Source organism: Pseudomonas sp. DD1 (genome assembly GCF_044510355.1).
GTDB lineage: Bacteria > Pseudomonadota > Gammaproteobacteria > Pseudomonadales > Pseudomonadaceae > Aquipseudomonas > Aquipseudomonas shahriarae.
This window is the reverse complement of the sequence record NZ_MSAJ01000029.1, coordinates 487,315-503,836: the sequence shown is the minus strand read 5'-3', so window position 1 is coordinate 503,836 and position 16,522 is coordinate 487,315. Positions and strand designations below refer to the sequence as shown.

18 protein-coding genes are annotated in these 16,522 nt (G+C 62.0%); 10 read left to right on the top strand and 8 right to left on the bottom strand.

The annotated features are described in order from the left end of the window. Nucleotides 1-275: 275 nt before the first annotated feature. Nucleotides 276-1,220, bottom strand: a complete 945-nt coding sequence (locus tag PSFL_RS18560) for a DnaJ C-terminal domain-containing protein (protein WP_057437496.1) — start codon at nt 1,218-1,220, stop codon at nt 276-278. 272 nt (nt 1,221-1,492) lie between these two features. On the opposite strand from PSFL_RS18560, the gene PSFL_RS18555 reads away from it, so the two are divergent. Next, nucleotides 1,493-2,761, top strand: a complete 1,269-nt coding sequence (locus PSFL_RS18555; protein ID WP_128593130.1) for an Hsp70 family protein — start codon at nt 1,493-1,495, stop codon at nt 2,759-2,761. Nucleotides 2,762-2,798: 37 nt separating this feature from the next. Here the strand turns inward: PSFL_RS18555 and PSFL_RS18550 are convergent, their stop codons facing one another. From PSFL_RS18550 to PSFL_RS18535, 4 genes are all read right to left on the bottom strand, one after another. Beyond that, entirely contained in the window at nt 2,799-3,140 is a 342-nt protein-coding gene (locus tag PSFL_RS18550; protein WP_057437492.1) for a co-chaperone YbbN, read from the bottom strand. A 123-nt stretch (nt 3,141-3,263) separates the two neighbouring features. Further along, entirely contained in the window at nt 3,264-4,277 is a 1,014-nt protein-coding gene (locus tag PSFL_RS18545) for an AI-2E family transporter (RefSeq protein WP_057958180.1), read from the bottom strand. Between the two features lie 197 nt (nt 4,278-4,474). After that, on the bottom strand, nt 4,475-4,774 hold the full coding sequence (locus PSFL_RS18540) for a PsiF family protein (RefSeq protein WP_057437488.1): 300 nt from the start codon (nt 4,772-4,774) through the stop codon (nt 4,475-4,477). 71 nt (nt 4,775-4,845) lie between these two features. Further along, nucleotides 4,846-5,634: a helix-turn-helix transcriptional regulator gene (locus PSFL_RS18535; RefSeq protein ID WP_120734393.1), complete on the bottom strand. Its 789-nt coding sequence runs from the start codon at nt 5,632-5,634 to the stop codon at nt 4,846-4,848. 97 nt (nt 5,635-5,731) lie between these two features. Between PSFL_RS18535 and PSFL_RS18530 the strand changes: the two genes are divergently transcribed. Continuing rightward, nucleotides 5,732-6,604, top strand: a complete 873-nt coding sequence (locus PSFL_RS18530) for a DMT family transporter (protein WP_115127276.1) — start codon at nt 5,732-5,734, stop codon at nt 6,602-6,604. On the opposite strand, the gene PSFL_RS18525 is transcribed toward PSFL_RS18530, so the two are convergent. Beyond that, nucleotides 6,601-7,491 carry a triacylglycerol lipase gene (locus PSFL_RS18525; RefSeq protein WP_057437484.1) on the bottom strand — a complete coding sequence of 297 codons (891 nt, stop codon included), beginning with the start codon at nt 7,489-7,491 and terminating at the stop codon, nt 6,601-6,603. The two genes, PSFL_RS18530 and PSFL_RS18525, sit on opposite strands and share 4 nt — an antisense overlap. Nucleotides 7,492-7,666: 175 nt before the next feature. On the opposite strand from PSFL_RS18525, the gene PSFL_RS18520 reads away from it, so the two are divergent. Then, on the top strand, nt 7,667-8,197 hold the full coding sequence (locus PSFL_RS18520) for a bacterioferritin (protein WP_029297770.1): 531 nt from the start codon (nt 7,667-7,669) through the stop codon (nt 8,195-8,197). A gap of 73 nt (nt 8,198-8,270) precedes the next feature. Here PSFL_RS18520 and PSFL_RS18515 read toward each other — a convergent pair whose 3' ends face one another. Beyond that, entirely contained in the window at nt 8,271-10,340 is a 2,070-nt protein-coding gene (locus PSFL_RS18515) for an AsmA family protein (protein WP_169959876.1), read from the bottom strand. A gap of 367 nt (nt 10,341-10,707) precedes the next feature. Between PSFL_RS18515 and PSFL_RS18510 the strand changes: the two genes are divergently transcribed. Further along, a complete protein-coding gene (locus PSFL_RS18510; RefSeq protein ID WP_169959877.1) occupies nt 10,708-11,127 on the top strand; it encodes a hypothetical protein in 420 nt (139 codons plus the stop codon). A 152-nt stretch (nt 11,128-11,279) separates the two neighbouring features. Beyond that, nucleotides 11,280-11,912, top strand: a complete 633-nt coding sequence (locus tag PSFL_RS18505) for a TetR family transcriptional regulator (RefSeq protein ID WP_057958175.1) — start codon at nt 11,280-11,282, stop codon at nt 11,910-11,912. A gap of 5 nt (nt 11,913-11,917) precedes the next feature. On the opposite strand, the gene PSFL_RS18500 is transcribed toward PSFL_RS18505, so the two are convergent. Beyond that, on the bottom strand, nt 11,918-12,436 hold the full coding sequence (locus PSFL_RS18500; RefSeq protein WP_397470358.1) for a C40 family peptidase: 519 nt from the start codon (nt 12,434-12,436) through the stop codon (nt 11,918-11,920). 342 nt (nt 12,437-12,778) lie between these two features. On the opposite strand from PSFL_RS18500, the gene ureE reads away from it, so the two are divergent. The 5 genes from ureE (at nt 12,779) to PSFL_RS18475 (ending at nt 16,464) form a co-directional block, all read left to right on the top strand. After that, entirely contained in the window at nt 12,779-13,279 is a 501-nt protein-coding gene (gene ureE, locus PSFL_RS18495) for an urease accessory protein UreE (RefSeq protein WP_057437471.1), read from the top strand. Then, nucleotides 13,276-13,950 carry an urease accessory protein UreF gene (locus tag PSFL_RS18490; protein ID WP_057437465.1) on the top strand — a complete coding sequence of 225 codons (675 nt, stop codon included), beginning with the start codon at nt 13,276-13,278 and terminating at the stop codon, nt 13,948-13,950. Before ureE ends, PSFL_RS18490 begins: the two co-directional genes overlap by 4 nt. A gap of 9 nt (nt 13,951-13,959) precedes the next feature. Next, a complete protein-coding gene (gene ureG, locus PSFL_RS18485; protein ID WP_003217431.1) occupies nt 13,960-14,574 on the top strand; it encodes an urease accessory protein UreG in 615 nt (204 codons plus the stop codon). A gap of 21 nt (nt 14,575-14,595) precedes the next feature. Further along, nucleotides 14,596-15,168 carry a HupE/UreJ family protein gene (locus PSFL_RS18480; protein ID WP_057437463.1) on the top strand — a complete coding sequence of 191 codons (573 nt, stop codon included), beginning with the start codon at nt 14,596-14,598 and terminating at the stop codon, nt 15,166-15,168. Between the two features lie 174 nt (nt 15,169-15,342). Then, nucleotides 15,343-16,464, top strand: coding sequence for an AGE family epimerase/isomerase (locus tag PSFL_RS18475; RefSeq protein WP_057437461.1), 1,122 nt, complete (start codon nt 15,343-15,345; stop codon nt 16,462-16,464). Nucleotides 16,465-16,522 lie beyond the last annotated feature (58 nt).

Sequence of the window (16,522 nt, the reverse complement as noted above, 5' to 3'; positions counted from 1 at the left end):
GCCAACATCAATACTGGCAATGCCGCCGCCATCGCAGCCTCGCCGGGGCTCGACAGCTCCCACAGTAAACTTGCGTTCCTGACACAGACTGAGAGGCGCCGCCAATCCCTGTGGGAGCTGTCGAGCTTTAGCGAGGCTGCGATAGCGGTGGGTCAGCCAACATCCACGCTGGCAATGCCGCCGCCATCGCAGCCTCGCCAGTGCTCGACAGCTCCCACAGTAAACTTGCGTTCCTGACACAGATTGAGAGGCGCCGCCGATCCCTGTGGGAGCTGTCAGCGGCTCCAGGTTTCCCGTGGATCAAAGTTGGCCTTTTTCGCCAATTCCTGCCACAGCGCCTTGACCTCTTCGTCGCTGCTTTTTGGCATCACTGCCTTGAGCTGCACAAACAGATACCCGCGCTGCCCGGCCTTGTTCAGCAAGCCATGGCCCTTGGCCCGCATGCGCTGGCCATTCTGGCTGCCGGCCGGGACTTTGAGGTTGATCTTGCCGGTCAGGGTCGGCACCGCGACTTCTGCACCCAGGGCCAATTCCCACGGTGCCAGCGGCAAATTAATCACCAGGTTTTCGCCTTCCACCTCAAACTTCGGATGCGGCGCAAAGCGGATGATCAGGTACAGGTCGCCATTCGCGCCGCCACCAATCCCCGGTGCGCCCTGGCCCTTGAGGCGGATGCGCTCGCCATCGGCCACGCCGGCCGGGATCTTCACGTTCAGGCTCTTGGTGGTGTTGCTGACGTGCTGGCCCGCCGCATTGTATTGCGGCACCTGGAAGCTGATCGCCTTGGACTCGGTAGACAGCGTCTCTTCCAGGAACACCGGCAGCTCCATCTCCACATCCTGGCCGCGACGGCCGGGGCTGCGCCCTTGAGCGCCGCCGAAGCCGTTGCCACGCGAACCAAAGATCGAGCTGAAGAAGTCCGAAAACTCGCCCGTGTCCTGGCCACCGCCGAACCCGCCACGGCTCTGCCAGCCTGGCGGCCCCTGGAAAGGTTGACCGTGCTGGCCATAGCGGCGCAATTCGTCATATTCGGCGCGCTTGTCGGCACTTTTCAGCGCTTCATAGGCTTCCGAGGCGTCCTTGAACTTCTCTTCCGCGTCCTTTTCCTTGCTGACGTCGGGATGATACTTACGGGCCAGCTTGCGATAAGCGGCCTTGATCTGCTTGTCATCGGCCGTCGGCTCGACACCAAGAATCTTGTAATAGTCTTTGAAATCCATGGGGGCATCACCATCCGTTATCGAGATCGCACAGTCGGGCCCTGCCTGCCGGGGCATTGCGGGGCGATTCGAGGTGCGTCAGAAAAATATCGGCGGCTTGCAGGACAAACTTGATCCTTTCGACAGCCACCAACCGTATGCACAGGAGTTGGGGGCAAGGAGCCGACCTTTCAAGGTAACAAGTCTGCTGTATTTAGCGGATAGTCGGCCTACGCATCTGCACGCGAGTGACATACACTGCGCGGCCGTTTTTTAACCGGAACCTGTTAGACATGAACAACACCTCCCCAGCCCGTGCCTGCGGCATCGACTTCGGCACGTCCAACTCCACTGTCGGCTGGATCCGTCCCGGCATGGAAACGCTTATTGCGCTGGAGGACGACAAGATCACCCTGCCGTCGGTGGTGTTCTTCAACTTCGAAGAACGCCGCCCGGTGTACGGCCGTCTGGCGCTGCACGAGTACCTGGAAGGCTACGAAGGCCGCCTGATGCGCTCGCTCAAAAGCCTGCTGGGCTCCAAGCTGATCAAGCACGACACCAGCGTGCTGGGCACGGCCATGCCGTTCAAGGACCTGTTGGGCCTGTTTATCGGCCAACTCAAGAACCGCGCCGAAGCCACCGCCGGCCGTGAATTTGAAGAAGTGGTGCTGGGCCGCCCGGTATTTTTCGTCGACGACGACCCAATGGCCGACAAAGAGGCCGAAGACACCCTGGTGGACGTGGCCCGCAAGCTCGGCTTCAAGGAAGTCTCGTTCCAGTACGAGCCGATTGCCGCGGCCTTCGACTACGAGTCCACCATCGAAAAAGAAGAGTTGGTACTGATTGTCGACATCGGCGGCGGTACCTCCGACTTCTCCCTGGTGCGCTTGTCGCCCGAGCGACGCAAGCATGACAACCGCCACGACGACATCCTCGCCACCGGCGGCGTGCATATCGGCGGTACCGACTTCGACAAACAGCTCTCGCTGGCCGGCATGATGCCGCTGTTCGGCTATGGCAGCCGCATGAAAAGCGGCGCCTACATGCCCACCAGCCACCATATGAACCTGGCCACCTGGCACACCATCAACTCGGTGTACTCGCAAAAATCCCAGCTGGCCCTGGGCAGCATGCGCTACGACATCGAAGACACCGGCGGCATCGACCGTCTGTTCAAGCTGATCGAACAGCGCGCCGGCCACTGGCTGGCCATGGAAGTCGAAGAGACCAAGATCCACCTCACCCACGACGACAGCCGCCATGTGCCGCTGGACCGGGTAGAACCGGGCCTGAGCGTGGAACTGAGCCGCGCCCTGTTCGAGTCCTCCATCGACAACCTGCTGGAACGGGTGCGCAACAGCGTGACCCAACTGCTCGACGACGCCTCGGTGGATGTGGCCCAGGTCGACACGGTGTTCTTCACCGGCGGCTCCAGCGGCATCCCGGCCCTGCGCCAGAGCATCTCGGCGATGCTACCCAATGCCCGGCACGTGGAAGGCAACATCTTCGGCAGTATCGGCAGTGGGTTGGCGATTGAGGCCAGTAAGCGTTACGGCTACTGAGTGAAGAAATCGCCTCGTGATGGCACGGGGCGATTCATCACAACTTACCTGTGGCCAACTGATCGACCCATGCCTTGAAGGTATCGGCATAGTCATAAAAACCGACAACCGTACGGACTAATTTTCCGTCCCGGAAAAACAGCGTGGTTGGCGCGGACTGCACGTCATAAGCAGGCGTCTTCTCGATCGGACCATTGACCTCCAGCGTCTTGTCGAGGAACTCAATAGCCGTGCCCTGATCCCGGGCTGCAGCCTCCAGTGTCACGACCATTCTGTTTGAAGAGGGCTTGCTGGCATTACTGAACAGCACAATCACTGGGGTCGTGGCCTTGAGCACACGACTTTCAAAGCTGCTGGCATCTACCGTAGGCAAAGACATGATTTAGCTCCTGTCGAAACGAAAAATGATATTCCGCACTCAGGAGCAGACCAGCAAACCCGTGGTGGGTCTACTGTCAGAAGTAACAGGTGTGAACCAAAGGCAGCCTCTTACCGCAGCTCTCTACACCATCCCGCCCAGCTTCAACTCACTCTTCAAATACGCATAGTAGATCGGCCCCGCCACCACTCCCGGCAGGCCAAAGGCGGCCTCGAACACCAGCATCGCCAACAGCAACTCCCACGACTTGGCGCTGATCTGCCCGCCGACGATGCGCGCATTGAGGAAGTACTCGACCTTGTGGATCACGATCAGGTAGCCCAGCGCCGCCACCGCCACCCAGATCGACACCGACAACGCGACGATGGTGATCAGGGTGTTGGACATCAGGTTGCCGATCACCGGCAGCAGGCCCAGCAGGAAGGTGAGGACGATCAGGGTCTTGGTCAGCGGCAGGTGGATCCCCGCCAGCGGCAGCACCACCGCGAGGAATATCCCGGTGAAGATGGTGTTGAGGGCGGCAATTTTGATTTGCGCAAAGACAATGTTGCGAAAGGCCTGGACCAGCAGGTGCAGGCGGTCGAACAGCACGGCGGCCAGGGGTTTGCGCTTGGTCAGGTCGGGCACCCGCTGCAGGGCGATGATCGCCCCCAGGACCATACCGATCAGCAAGGTCACGAACATATGGGCGGCGTCTTTGCCCACCAGTTGCAGTTCGCTCAGGTGCTTGCTCAGCCATTCGCCGATGGCCACGCGAAACTCGGCGGCGCTGGCTGGCAGGTAGGCGTCGAGGAACGGCGGCAACTGGCCGCGCGCGCGGTCGACCACGCCCATGAATTTATCGAGGGAGGCCCCGGGGTTTTCCGCTTCGTGCAGCAGGAAACTGATGGCGCCAGCGAAAATCAGGGTCAGCGCGCTGACAATCACAGTGCCAAGCAACGCCACCGCCAGCCAGCGCGCACGCCGGCCTTCGATCAGGCGTTGCAGCTGCGGGGTGAGCATATTGACCAGTTCGAAAACCAGCAGGCCGGCCAACAGGCTGGGCAGCAGTTTTAACGGTAGGACCAGCAACAAGCCGCCGAAAATGATGATGTAGCTGGCCAGCAACAACACATGACGCTGAGAAAACGTTGGCATACAGCCTCTAAACGAACGGCGTTAAAGGATGGGCAGTCTGCCAGCCTTGGGACAATCAAGCGAGAAGTCTGATGGCTGTAAACGCCATCGACTGTGGGAGCGGGCTTGCCCGCGATGGCGCTGGCTCAGTCGATATCTCGCCGGCTGACACACCGCAATCGCGGGCAAGCCCGCTCCCACAGGGGTATTTAAGCGGGTCAGCCTTTGAGGCAGGTGCTCATAAAGGTTTTACGCGCATCGCCGGTCAGCGCCTTGGTTTTTGCCGACGCGTTGCAGTCCTTCATTTTTTGCTGCTGCGGGGTCAGGGTCTTGGCGTCGTTGGCGGCCGGGGCCGAGAGGCAGGTTTTCATGAAGGCCTTGCGCTCGTCGCCCTTCAAGGTCTTGGTCGAGGCTTCGGCATTGCAGGTGGTCATTTTGTTTTGCTGGGCAGTGGCCGCAAACCCTTGGGAACAGAGCAGCAGACCGATCATCAACAACGGAATACGCAACATCTTCATGGAGTTTTCTCCCTGTTACCACGCCGAGGGGCGCGGCCTCCCCTGCAGTGTAGACAAAGCCTGTTACACCTTCACCTGCTACGTAAGTTCGTTCGTCGATACTGCTCCGGCGTACAACCGGCCTGGCGCTGGAACATCGCAATAAACGCCGAGGCGGTGCTGTAGCCCAGGTCAAACGCCACCTCCTGCACGCTGCGCGTGCTTTCCAGGGCCTCGATGGCCGCCAGAAAGCGCAGGCGCTGACGCCACTCGCCAAAGCTCATGCCCAGTTCGCGCACAAACTGCCGGGCCAGGGTGCGCTCGCTGACATGCACCTGCTGCGCCCACAGCGCCAGCGCGCGATTGTCCCCAGGATCGGCCTGCATGCCTTCAAGCACGCTGAGCAGGCCGGGGCTGCTGGCATACGGCAGGAAACAGTCATGCACCGGCGCCTGCTGGAGTTGGTCCACCAGCACCTGGGCCAGGCGCACGTCGGCCTCGTTGGCCGGGATGTTCACGTCGCGCTCGGCGAAATCACTGAGGATCGCCTTGAGGATGTTGCTGATGGTCAGGGTGCAGGGCTGCTTGGGCAACAGCTCGCACAACGACGGCGACAGGTACACCGAGCGGTAGACAATCGCCTGGGCATTGTAGGAACTGTGCTGGGTGTTGGGCGGGATCCACACCGCGTATTGCGGCGGCGACATAAACCGGTTGCCGCCCACTTCAAAGCGCATCACGCCACGGGCCGAGTAGTCCAGGGAGCCCCAGGCATGCTGATGGCGGGAGGCGCGGCTGTCGGCGGCAAATTCCGAGTAGCGGAAGTACACCGGGGCCGGTAGCACGTCGAAATCGGGCAGGTTGATGTAGGTCTTGGACATATTGTCTGGATACAAAGGCGGCTTGTCTGGATCGAAGTATAGGCTTCGATCCAGACAAAGGATAATCAACCCTCACTAACGTTCCTGGTTCCTTGCAATGCAATACGCTTATCCGCTGCTGGCCATCTTTATCTGGGCTGGCAATACCGTGGTCAACAAACTCGCCGTGGGCTCGATTTTCCCGGCCGAGATCGGTTTTTATCGCTGGCTGCTGGCGGCCATCCTGTTCACCCCGTTCATGCTCAAGCCGGTCATTGCCAACTGGGCATCGATCCGCCCCAACCTGGGCAAGATCGCTGTGCTCGGCGTGCTCGGCATGGCGGTTTACCAGAGCCTGGCGTACTACGCCGCGAGCCTGACCAGCGCCACCAATATGGGGATCATCCTCTCGCTGATGCCATTGATGGCCCTGACTGCGGCGATTATCAGCCTCGGCCAGCGCCTGACCTTCGGCGCCCTGACCGGGGCGGTACTGTCGTTTGCCGGGGTGGCGGTGGTGGTGTCAGCCGGCAGCCTCGGCGCGCTGCTGCAACACGGGGTGAACCTGGGCGACGCGATGATGTTGGTGGCCACCCTGGCCTACGCGATCTACAGCACCCTGTTGAAAAAATGGCAGCTGCGCCTGCCGCCCCTGGTGCTCCTGTATTTGCAGGTGCTGGTGGCTGTGGTGGTGCTGTTTCCACTGTTCCTGGCCTCGGACAAGGTCGGCCTCGGCCCGTCGAATATTGGCCTGGTGGTGTACGCCTGCCTGCTGGCCTCGATGATTGCGCCGCTGGCGTGGATGCATTCGGTCAAGCAGTTGGGGCCGAGCCGGACCACGCTGTTTTTTAACCTGCTGCCGTTGATCACCGCGCTGATTGCCGCAGTGGTGCTCAAGGAACAGCTGGCGCTGTATCACCTGGTCGGCGGCGTACTGACACTGGGTGGGGTGATTTTGTCGGAGCGCTGGACGACGCCCGTAAGACGTTAAAGCCCGGCCGCCTTCAACCGCTGTGCATGCTCGACAAACAGGCGGATCGGCTCGGCACCCTTGCCCACCAGGCCCAGCGACTGGTTGACGATATCGAAATGGTCCAGCGCATAGTCGTCACCGATCACCGTGCCCAGGTGTGAGCTGTAGCGCCCGACCATGCCGTCGCACTGGCCTTTCTCCTTGACGAAGGTCCGCGCAAACAGCCGGCAACTGCGGTTGGTGCCGTCCAGCAGGTTGCGCCCGCGATCGGTCTTGCCCGGCTGCAGGGTGCCGGACCAGGAGTAATAGCGCACACCGCCCACTTCCTCGGCGCCCTGCCCGCCCCAGGTATCTGGCAGGCCCTGAGGGTACTGGCGATTGAACAGCGCCACTCCCGCGCTGGTCAGCGACTGATGGGAGGCGTGGATATCCGCCGCAAAACGCGGGCCGCGATAGCCGGTTTCCAGAAGCCCCATCACCACGCCCACCAGGCGCAACAGCGCACTCATGATCCGGCCCTTGGCGCTGTCGGCCGGGTAGTGGGTGTGCAGGTAGTCTGCCAACTCCGAGCCGTGATTGGGTCCCGCCACCGACGTCACCGAAGCCACCCATTCCGGGCGTTTGGCCGCTGCGTAACGGGCGGTGAGCGAGCCCTGGCTATGGCCGATCAGGTTGACCTTGTCGGCGCCGGTCTGGCGGCGTATCTGCTCGATCTGCACCAGCAACTGCTCGCCGCGCACCTCGCTGGAGTTGAGCGGCGCCACTTGCACCGCAAACACCTGCGCCCCGCCGGCACGCAAGGCCGGGATGATGCCGTACCAGTACGGGTACAGCAGCAACCGTACAAACCCGAGCATGCCTGGCACCAAAACCAGGGGATAACGTGTAGCCAATGTCTGCGTCATAGGGGCAAACGTCCTTGAAAGAGGCGATTAGGCTGATCCTAGACCAGCCCTGCCGCCACCGATATGACACCCGGCAACATCCGATAAAACTTTTTGCGCCGCGCAGCACTCACAACTTGGAGCGATCACGCCCCGAGAGTGTGGCGCAAAACCGGATTAGCCTCAGGAGATTGAAATGACTGACATGCATTTGTCTGACGTAAGCACCCTTCGCGAACGGGCACGCAAGAATGTGGAAAACGGCGCGGTGACCGAAGGCTACAGCGCCGACCGCGAAGAGATCCTGCGTCTGCTCAATGAGTCGCTGGCCACCGAACTGGTCTGCGTGCTGCGCTACAAGCGCCACTACTTCATGGCCAGCGGCCTGAAAGCCAGCGTCGCCGCCGATGAGTTCCTGGAGCACGCCAACCAGGAACTGGAACATGCCGACAAACTGGCCGAGCGCATCGTGCAACTGGGCGGCGAACCCGAGTTCAACCCGGACCTGCTGTCCAAGAACTCCCACGCGCAGTACGTAGCCGGCAAGACCTTGAAGGAAATGGTCTACGAAGACCTGGTGGCCGAGCGCATCGCGGTGGACAGCTATCGCGAGATCATCCAGTACATCGGCGAAAAAGACCCGACCACCCGCCGCATCTTTGAAGACATCCTGGCCCAGGAAGAAGAGCACGCTGACGATATGGCGGACATTCTCAAAGACCTGTAAGGCTCTGCCAGCACAGCTAACGACGGTGGGAGCGGGCAAGCCCGCTCCCACATTGAGCTATCGGTTTCTTCAGTTAGCCTTTCACCGTTTTCGGTGCCTTGCCTTCCCGCATCTGCTGCAACAGCGGCACGCACTGGTTCGGCTCATCCCCACTCGGCGCCACCAGCGCCAGCAAGCCCGCCGCAGGGGCGACGATCACACCCAGCGCCACCATGCCTGCGCCACGCAACAACAGTGGCACCGTCTTGACCCCGGCATTGGGCTTGATAAACGGCCCGTTGACGTACAACGGCGAACGCAGCGAGAACAGGCGAAAGCCCTTGGACTCTGGGCTGATCGTCAGGTCCAGCTGTTCGCTGGCCATGTTCGCGGTGCCGTCGATGTAGATGATCGCGTTCTCGGTATCGAACACAAACAGGCGGGTGGTGGCCAGGCCGGTCTTGATGCCGAAATCTGCCGCCGCGCAGTTGATCTTCACTTCCTTGTCGCCAAACAGTTTGCCGATCACATAGTTGCCCACGTTCAGCCCGGCGATTTCCATCAAGCCACGGCTGATGGCTCCGTCGTTGATGAGCATTTTCAGATCGCCATTGGCACTGCCCAGCAACGCTGCCACCGAGTTGCCGCGCCCCGCGATATCGGCATCGCCATTGAGCTCGCCAAAGCTGGTCTTCATCGGTTCAAAGGTGGGGAACAGTTGCTTGAGCTTGAAGTTGCGCGCCGTCAGTTTCGCCCGGCCTTCCAGCGGGGTGATGCGGCCATTGAGGCGAATCTGCGCATCCAGCTTGCCGCCCGCCACACCGAAACGCAGGGGTTCGAGGCTCAAGTGGCCGTCGTTGAGCACCAGGTGCGTGTAGAGGTCGGTAAAGGGCAGTTCGGCACTGTGGACGATGCGTTTGCCGGTGAACTCGACATCCGCGTCCATATCGCGCCAGCGCTCGGTGCGAAATTCCTCCACCGGCAACACCTTGGTCGCCGGTTGCTTGCTTTCACCGCCACGGGCTTTTTGCTTGGCATTGGAGTCGGCACCGATCAGCGGCGCGAGGTCGGCCAGCAGCAGTTGATTAGACACCAGCGCGCCGCTGAGCTTGGGCCGTGGCTGGCTGGCGACGTAGGCCAGGTCGCCGTGGATGTCGCTGTTGCCGATCTTGCCGTTGAAGTTCTCATAGCGGAACGACGCACCGCCGGCCTCCTGCAACTTGGCGATCAGGCGCCCATCGGTGGAATAGGCCGGCGAGTCCGGCAGGGTCACGCCAGTCAGTGGGTAAAGGTTGCCCAGGCTGGTGCCGGACAGTTTCAGGCGCAGGTCCAGGGCGCCGAGGTTCAGTGGGTCGGTCAGGGTGCCAGCTAGGGCAATGCTGGTATCACCGATTTTCGCCTGGGCTTGCAGGGGGAATGGCTTGGCAGCGTCCTGCAGGGCCAGCAGCCCGCCGATCTTGCCGCTGCCCGCGAGTTTCTGGCCGTGGTACTGGCCGCTGACCTTGAGGCCGAAGGCATAGTCCTGGGGTGTCGCGCCCTGCTCCAGGGCCTTTTTGGCATCGCGTTCGCCGACGATTTCGCTGAATGCGATGGGTTTGCCCAGGAGCTCGATCAGCACATCGAGACGGGTTTTGAGGGTCTGATCGTCGAGGGTCACGTGGCCCTTGTCGAAACCGATGGCACCGATATCCACCACCCAGTTGGACGGTTCGGCATTCGGATCCTTGGGATCAAAGGTGAAGGTCCAGTTGGCGCGGCCATCGGCCAGGCGCTGCAACTCGGCGCTCGGTTCGGTCAGGTCGATGCGCGGGATCACCACGCGCTGGGCCAGCAAGGCCAAGGGCGAGATGCGCAGTTCAACGCGCTTGAGGGTGACCATCTGCGGTTTTTTCGACCACTCGGGGTTGCCCAGGCTCAGGTCTTCGGCCACCACATGGGGCCACGGCACCCAGGCGCGCCAACCGCCCTCGTCCGCCTCGCGCTGCCAGACCACCGCCAGGTTGCCATTGATGGCAAAGGCGCGATGCAGCTCTTCGGAGACTTTGGCATTGAGTTGCGGCTTGATCCGGTTCCAATCGAAGAACACCAGGATCAGTACCACTGCGGCGATCAGCAGGACGAAGCAAGCACTGCTCCAGGCGAGAATTTTACGAGTGCGCGTCATTGCACAGGGCTCCTGATTACGACTGCGCGTGCCACGGGCAACGCGCGCAAGGGCTAAAGCTTATATGGCTACGACTGGCAAATGGCCTGGGGGTTTAACCGCAGAGGGCAATTAGCAGTGAAAAGCGTTTTTTCTGACTAATCCGACAGCTTATTTCATCAATGACGCACCGTTGTTACCCACGCCCGTGTCGAAAATACCCACCTCGGTGCAAAAGCGCGTGCTTGAGAGCCGCGATTTAGAGCCTCGGCGCAGAACAATCAATTCTGTTGATTATTACCATTGCGTTTATGAACTTTTATATCGAGATATCGAGAGTAGCATTGGCTCCGTACCCACTTTATCGCCCTCCCAAGGAGCCACTCTCATGAAACGCCAATTACTGCTCAGTGTTGCACTCTCCGTCCTGGCCACCAGCGCTTTTGCCCTGCCAGCCACAGAACAAGCCATCCCACAAGCCAAGGCTGACGCCGCGCACATCAGCCAGACCGTTGCCGAAGGTGGCCGCGATCGCCTGGAACAGAAAGGTCTGGTTGAAGGCGGTTCCGACCGTCTGCAAGAGCGCAACGCCGTCGCCGAAGGCGGTCGCGATCGCCTGGAACAGAAAGGCCTGGTTGAAGGCGGTTCTGAGCGCCTGCAGAAACGTGAATTCGTAGCCGAAGGCGGCCGTGATCGCCTGGAACAGAAAGGTCTGGTTGAAGGTGGCTCGGACCGCCTGCAACAGCGCGAATTCGTTGCCGAGGGCGGCTCCGACCGTCTGGATGACATGCATAAAGCTACGAGCTAAGCCTGTGCCGGCCCTGAAAAAAGCCCGATCCCCAGTGATCGGGCTTTGACTTTGTGGGACCTACCCCCCTTTTGCCCTGTTTCAAGTTCGACGCCGGTAAAGTTGTTTTGCTAGAGTGCGTCGCTGTCCTTGTCTACAAAGCCCAGCTGCCAATGCTCCCCCGCGCCGAACAGAAGCAACAGACCCGCCTTGCCTTGATGGACGCAGCCCGCCATCTGATGGAGGGTGGCCGTGGGTTTGGTAGCCTGAGCCTGCGTGAAGTGGCAAAGAGCGCCGGCATCGTGCCCACCGGTTTTTACCGTCACTTTGCCGATATGGACCAACTGGGCCTGGTGCTCGTCAGTGAGGTCGGCCAGACCTTCCGCGCCACCATCCGCCTGGTACGCCACAACGAATTCGTCATGGGCGGCATCATTGATGCCTCGGTGCGGATCTTTCTCGATGTGGTAGCGGCCAACCGTTCGCAATTCCTGTTCCTGGCCCGCGAGCAATACGGTGGTTGCCTGGCCGTGCGCCAAGCCATCGGCGCGCTGCGCGAGGACATCACCTCGGACCTGGCAGCCGACCTGACGCTGATGCCCAAGCTCCAGCACCTGGATGCCGACGGCTTGCATGTGATGGCCGACCTGATCGTCAAGAGCGTGTTCGCCACCCTGCCCGACATCATCGACCCGCCCGCCGCCGCCCTGCCGCCGCATCTCACGCCCCAGGCCAAGATCACCCAGCAACTGCGCTTCATCTTTATCGGCCTCAAGCACTGGCAAGGCCTGGGCAGCACCGAGTAGCGCGGTCAACGCACCGTGTGAAAACGCTTGGCGGTGGTGTAGTTCTTCTTCCAGTAGTTGTTGGCCAGGGAGTCGATGCGGATGCTCTTGCCCTTGCGCGGCGAATGAATGAACTTGCCCTCACCCACATAAAGGCCGACATGGCCGACCTGGCTGCTGCCATTGGCCTTGAAAAACACCGCATCGCCGGGCTGCAGCGCATCACGCTTGATCGTCGCCGCCGTTGACCGGTGCATCGCCGCCGTGGTGCGCGGGATGACAATATTGGCCTCGGTCTTGAACAGATAGACCAGCAACCCGCTGCAATCGAACCCCTGCTCCTGGGAGCTGCCGCCCCACGTGTACGCGGTGCCCAGCAACGCATGGGCGCGGTCGACCACACTCTCGATGGTGGGTTGCGGCACGGCCTGCAACGATGAACTGAAAGGGGCCAGGGAGGTGGTGCGCTTATTGAAGTTGGCCGAAGCCGATGAGGTGATGCCAAACAGACCGACCATGACTACACATAAAAATGACTTAAACATGAGGAACGTCGCAATGGATTAAACACGGGGGCGAAATCCTAGTGAAACGACGCGTAGAAATATGAGCGAGGAATCCCCTATGCGCGTAGGAGCAATCCCAAATCAACCCTGGGACAAGTAGCTGAAGGAAACGCCCTGCAAAACACCTGGCGGGCCCCGCCAAAACCGCCCAATTCGGGTGCTTACGCAGCCCATGACGCACCACAATGAATCACTCCCTCACCACCCCCTCGCCCCGTTTAGTGGCGCAACGCCCCAGACCTACGGCGTTTTCCTACGTCCAGCAGGGTTGGCAAGCCCCTTGCTCTAGCCTGTTTATCGCTCATAGCTGGAAGCTTCCTGATGCTGGTGATCCACCGCCGAATCGCCCCCCAACCCACCTGGGCCGCAGAGTTGCTGCTGAACTTCGAAGCCCGCAGCAAAAGCCGCCTGCGCTGTTTCAGTGCCGAGGGAGAAGACGTCGGCCTGTTTCTGGAGCGCGGTCAGCCGCCGCTGCATGATGGGGAATTCCTACAAGCTGAAGACGGACGTGTCGTACGTGTCTGCGCGCGCCCTGAACAACTGCTGCACGTGACCTGCAGCAGCGCGTTCGAGCTGACCCGCGCGGCCTATCACTTGGGCAACCGCCATGTGGCCCTGCAAGTGGGTGACGGCTGGCTGCGCCTGCTTGATGACTACGTGCTCAAGGCCATGCTCGAGCAATTGGGGGCCCATGCCGAAACCCTCGAAGCACCGTTCCAGCCCGAGCACGGCGCCTACGGTGGCGGTCATCATCACTCACGCCACGGTGACGAAGACTTCAACTACCCGCCCAAACTGCATCAGTTCGGCGTGCGCCTGTGAACCCGGCCTGGGCGCTGTTGCGTCTGGCCAGTCCGCAATTGCCGATTGGCGGCTACAGCTATTCCCAGGGCCTGGAAATGGCCGTGGACAATGCCCGTGTCAGCGATGCCGACAGCGCCCGACGCTGGATCAGCGACCAACTGCTACTCAACCTCGCACGCTTCGAAGCGCCGCTGTTGCTTGCCCATTGCCAGGCCGCCGCCGACCAGGACTGGGCGCGCCTGCGCCAGCTCTGCGAAGAGCATCGTGCCAGCCGCGAAACCCGCGAGCTGTTCCAGGAGAGCCGGCAAATGGGCTACTCCCTGCAACAACTGCTCAACGGTCTGCCGGAACTGGATGACGCAGCGCGCCGCTTTCTCGACGCCACCCCCGAACCCCACCTGGCCCTGGGCTGGGCACTTGCCGCGCGCGCCTGGGCGATCAGCCCCGAGGATGCCCTGGCTGCCTGGCTGTGGAGCTGGCTGGAAAACCAGTTGGCGGTGCTGATGAAGACCCTGCCCCTGGGCCAGCAGGCCGCCCAACGCCTGACCAGCGAGCTGCTGCCGTTGCTGCAACAAGCCCAGCAGGACGCCCGCCAGTGCGATCCCCATCACGTTGGCAGCGCCGCGTTCGGCCTGTCCCTGGCATGCATGGCCCACGAGCGCCAGTACAGCCGCCTGTTCCGTTCCTAGGAGAAACCCATGAACACACAACCTCTGCGCGTCGGTATCGGCGGCCCCGTTGGCTCCGGCAAGACCGCCCTGACCCTGGCGCTGTGCCTGGCCCTGCGTGATCGCTACAACCTGGCGGTGGTCACCAACGACATCTATACCCGCGAAGACGCCGACTTCCTGGTGCGCAACCAGGCCCTGGCACCCGAGCGCATCATCGGCGTAGAAACCGGCGGCTGCCCGCACACGGCGATTCGCGAAGACGCGTCGATCAACCTCGAAGCCGTGGATCAACTGAACCGGCGCTTCCCAGGCCTGGACCTGATCCTGGTGGAGTCGGGCGGCGACAACCTGTCGGCCACCTTCAGCCCCGAGCTGTCGGACCTGACCATCTATGTGATCGATGTGTCGGCCGGCGACAAGCTGCCACGCAAGGGCGGGCCGGGGATCTGCAAGTCGGACCTGTTGGTGATCAACAAGATCGACCTGGCGCCGCTGGTCGGCGCCTCGCTGGAACTGATGAACAGCGACACCCAGCGCATGCGCGGCGGCAAGCCGTTTGTCTTCAGCAACCAGAAAACCGGCGTCGGCCTGGAAGAAATCGTCGCCTTTATCGAACGCCAGGGCCTGCTGACCGCAGCCTGATCCCTTACCAAGGAGCTGTTTATGAGCCTCAACAAACTGTTTGCCGCCGCCACCCTGCTACTGGTCCCAGCCCTGGCCTTTGCCCATCCGGGCCACGGCGACAATGGCCTGGTGGCCGGCATCAGCCATCCCCTCGGCGGGCTGGACCATCTGCTGGCGATGCTGGCCGTCGGCCTATGGGCGGCGCAGCAACAAGGGGCGGCGCGTTGGGCGCTACCGTGTACGTTTGTCGGCACCATGCTGCTCGGCGGCGTGCTGGGGTTTGAAGGGTTGGCCTTGCCGGCCCTGGAAAGCGGGATTGCCGCGTCGGTACTGGCCCTGGGCCTGGCGGTGGCCTTGGCGATTCGCCCGCCGGTGGCGCTGGCCGTGGCCGCAACAGCGGTGTTTGCCCTGTTCCATGGCGTGGCCCATGGCCTGGAGCTGCCGGACATGACCAGCCCCTGGGCGTATGCAGCCGGGTTTGTCGGGGCGACGGCGGTGCTGCACGCGGCCGGGTATGCGCTGGTGCGCTTCTTGCCGGCTGCGGCGGCGCCGCTGGTGCGGCTGGCGGGCGCGGCTTCGGCGGCGACCGGGGTCTGGTTGCTGGCGGGCTGAGCCTTGCGGCGCCTGTAAGGGCCCCATCGCAGGCAAGCCAGCTCCCACATTTGAAGGGGTTCACAACTCAAAAATGGGGAGCGGGCTTGCCCGCGATAGCGCTCGCACAGACACCACTGTTCTCAAGCCTGCTACCATGCGCGGCAAACACCCCTGCCGTGACGACGCCAGCCGATGCCCATCGCTCCAAGCTCCGCCCACAAGCCTCAATTGAACGCCGTGCTCACGCACTTCAACGACCTGATCGTGCCGCTCTGGCAGGGTCCGGGCTGGAATGCCGAGCTGGCGTTGCCCTATGAGGCGCTGGACGCCGACCATCGCCCCTTGCCCCCGCAACGCTACCGCGCCATGGCCTGTGCCCGGCAGTTGTATGTGTTTGCCAGCCTGATCGGCGAGCCAGGCAAAGCGTTTGCGCAAGAGCGCGCTGCGGCGCTGTTCCGCTCGCTGCAACGGCACTTCCATGACGCCGAACACGGTGGCTGGTTCTACAGCATCGACCCCCACGGCAATCCGCTGGACCAGCGCAAAGACCTCTACACCCACGCGTTTATCATCTTCGCCTGCGCCCATTACTGGGCCAAGGTCCGCGAGCCGTTGGTGGAGTCGGTGCTCAATGCCGCCCTGGAAGTAGTCGCCGAGCGCTTTGCCACGGGCGACGGCCTGTATGAGGCGGTCCTGGAGCGTAACTGGTCGTCCCTCAAGTCCGGCCCGCTACAGAACCCGCTGATGCACCTGGCTGAAGGCTTCCTCGCCACCCTCGCGGTGCGTGAAGACGCGGCGGTGCAACAGGCCCTGCTGGCACTGGCGACGGCCATGCAACAGCGCTTTATCGAGCGCCAGCATGGCGTGATGATGGAGAAACCCCTGGGCGCTGTGGATAACTGGTTCGAGCCGGGGCATCAGTTTGAATGGTTCTTCCTGCTGGAGTCCTCGCCCCTGCTGCGCGGCACTGCGCTGCATGCCTCGCTGAGCCGGGCATTTGCCTATGCCGAGCAAACCGGTGTGGATAACCTCACTGGCGCCGTCAGCGGCATGTTGGCGCTGGACGGCAGCGTGCGTGACGCCACCCAGCGCATCTGGGCCCAGGCCGAGTACCTGCGGGCACTGACCTTGCGCCCGGGCAGCGCGGCGGTGCTGGAGCGCCAGTTGCTGGCGTTGCAGCAGCATTTCCTGCATGCCAGGGGCTGGAATGAGTGCCTGGATGCCAAGGGTGAGGTGAGCCGGCGGGATATGCCGTCGACTACGCCTTACCATTTGGCTACCTGCTATCAGGGGTTGAGCGAGTTTCTCGGCTGATTTTCCCGGCCCCATCGCAGGCAAGCCAGCTCCCACACTTGACCGATTTCCATCGTTG

Coding starts and splice junctions, on each gene's coding strand:
- PSFL_RS18560 (WP_057437496.1), bottom strand. CDS start 1,220: ATGGATTTCAAAGACTATTACAAGATTCTTGGTGTCGAGCCGACGGCC.
- PSFL_RS18555 (WP_128593130.1), top strand. CDS start 1,493: ATGAACAACACCTCCCCAGCCCGTGCCTGCGGCATCGACTTCGGCACG.
- PSFL_RS18550 (WP_057437492.1), bottom strand. CDS start 3,140: ATGTCTTTGCCTACGGTAGATGCCAGCAGCTTTGAAAGTCGTGTGCTC.
- PSFL_RS18545 (WP_057958180.1), bottom strand. CDS start 4,277: ATGCCAACGTTTTCTCAGCGTCATGTGTTGTTGCTGGCCAGCTACATC.
- PSFL_RS18540 (WP_057437488.1), bottom strand. CDS start 4,774: ATGAAGATGTTGCGTATTCCGTTGTTGATGATCGGTCTGCTGCTCTGT.
- PSFL_RS18535 (WP_120734393.1), bottom strand. CDS start 5,634: ATGTCCAAGACCTACATCAACCTGCCCGATTTCGACGTGCTACCGGCC.
- PSFL_RS18530 (WP_115127276.1), top strand. CDS start 5,732: ATGCAATACGCTTATCCGCTGCTGGCCATCTTTATCTGGGCTGGCAAT.
- PSFL_RS18525 (WP_057437484.1), bottom strand. CDS start 7,491: ATGACGCAGACATTGGCTACACGTTATCCCCTGGTTTTGGTGCCAGGC.
- PSFL_RS18520 (WP_029297770.1), top strand. CDS start 7,667: ATGACTGACATGCATTTGTCTGACGTAAGCACCCTTCGCGAACGGGCA.
- PSFL_RS18515 (WP_169959876.1), bottom strand. CDS start 10,340: ATGACGCGCACTCGTAAAATTCTCGCCTGGAGCAGTGCTTGCTTCGTC.
- PSFL_RS18510 (WP_169959877.1), top strand. CDS start 10,708: ATGAAACGCCAATTACTGCTCAGTGTTGCACTCTCCGTCCTGGCCACC.
- PSFL_RS18505 (WP_057958175.1), top strand. CDS start 11,280: ATGCTCCCCCGCGCCGAACAGAAGCAACAGACCCGCCTTGCCTTGATG.
- PSFL_RS18500 (WP_397470358.1), bottom strand. CDS start 12,436: ATGTTTAAGTCATTTTTATGTGTAGTCATGGTCGGTCTGTTTGGCATC.
- ureE (WP_057437471.1), top strand. CDS start 12,779: ATGCTGGTGATCCACCGCCGAATCGCCCCCCAACCCACCTGGGCCGCA.
- ureG (WP_003217431.1), top strand. CDS start 13,960: ATGAACACACAACCTCTGCGCGTCGGTATCGGCGGCCCCGTTGGCTCC.
- PSFL_RS18480 (WP_057437463.1), top strand. CDS start 14,596: ATGAGCCTCAACAAACTGTTTGCCGCCGCCACCCTGCTACTGGTCCCA.
- PSFL_RS18475 (WP_057437461.1), top strand. CDS start 15,343: ATGCCCATCGCTCCAAGCTCCGCCCACAAGCCTCAATTGAACGCCGTG.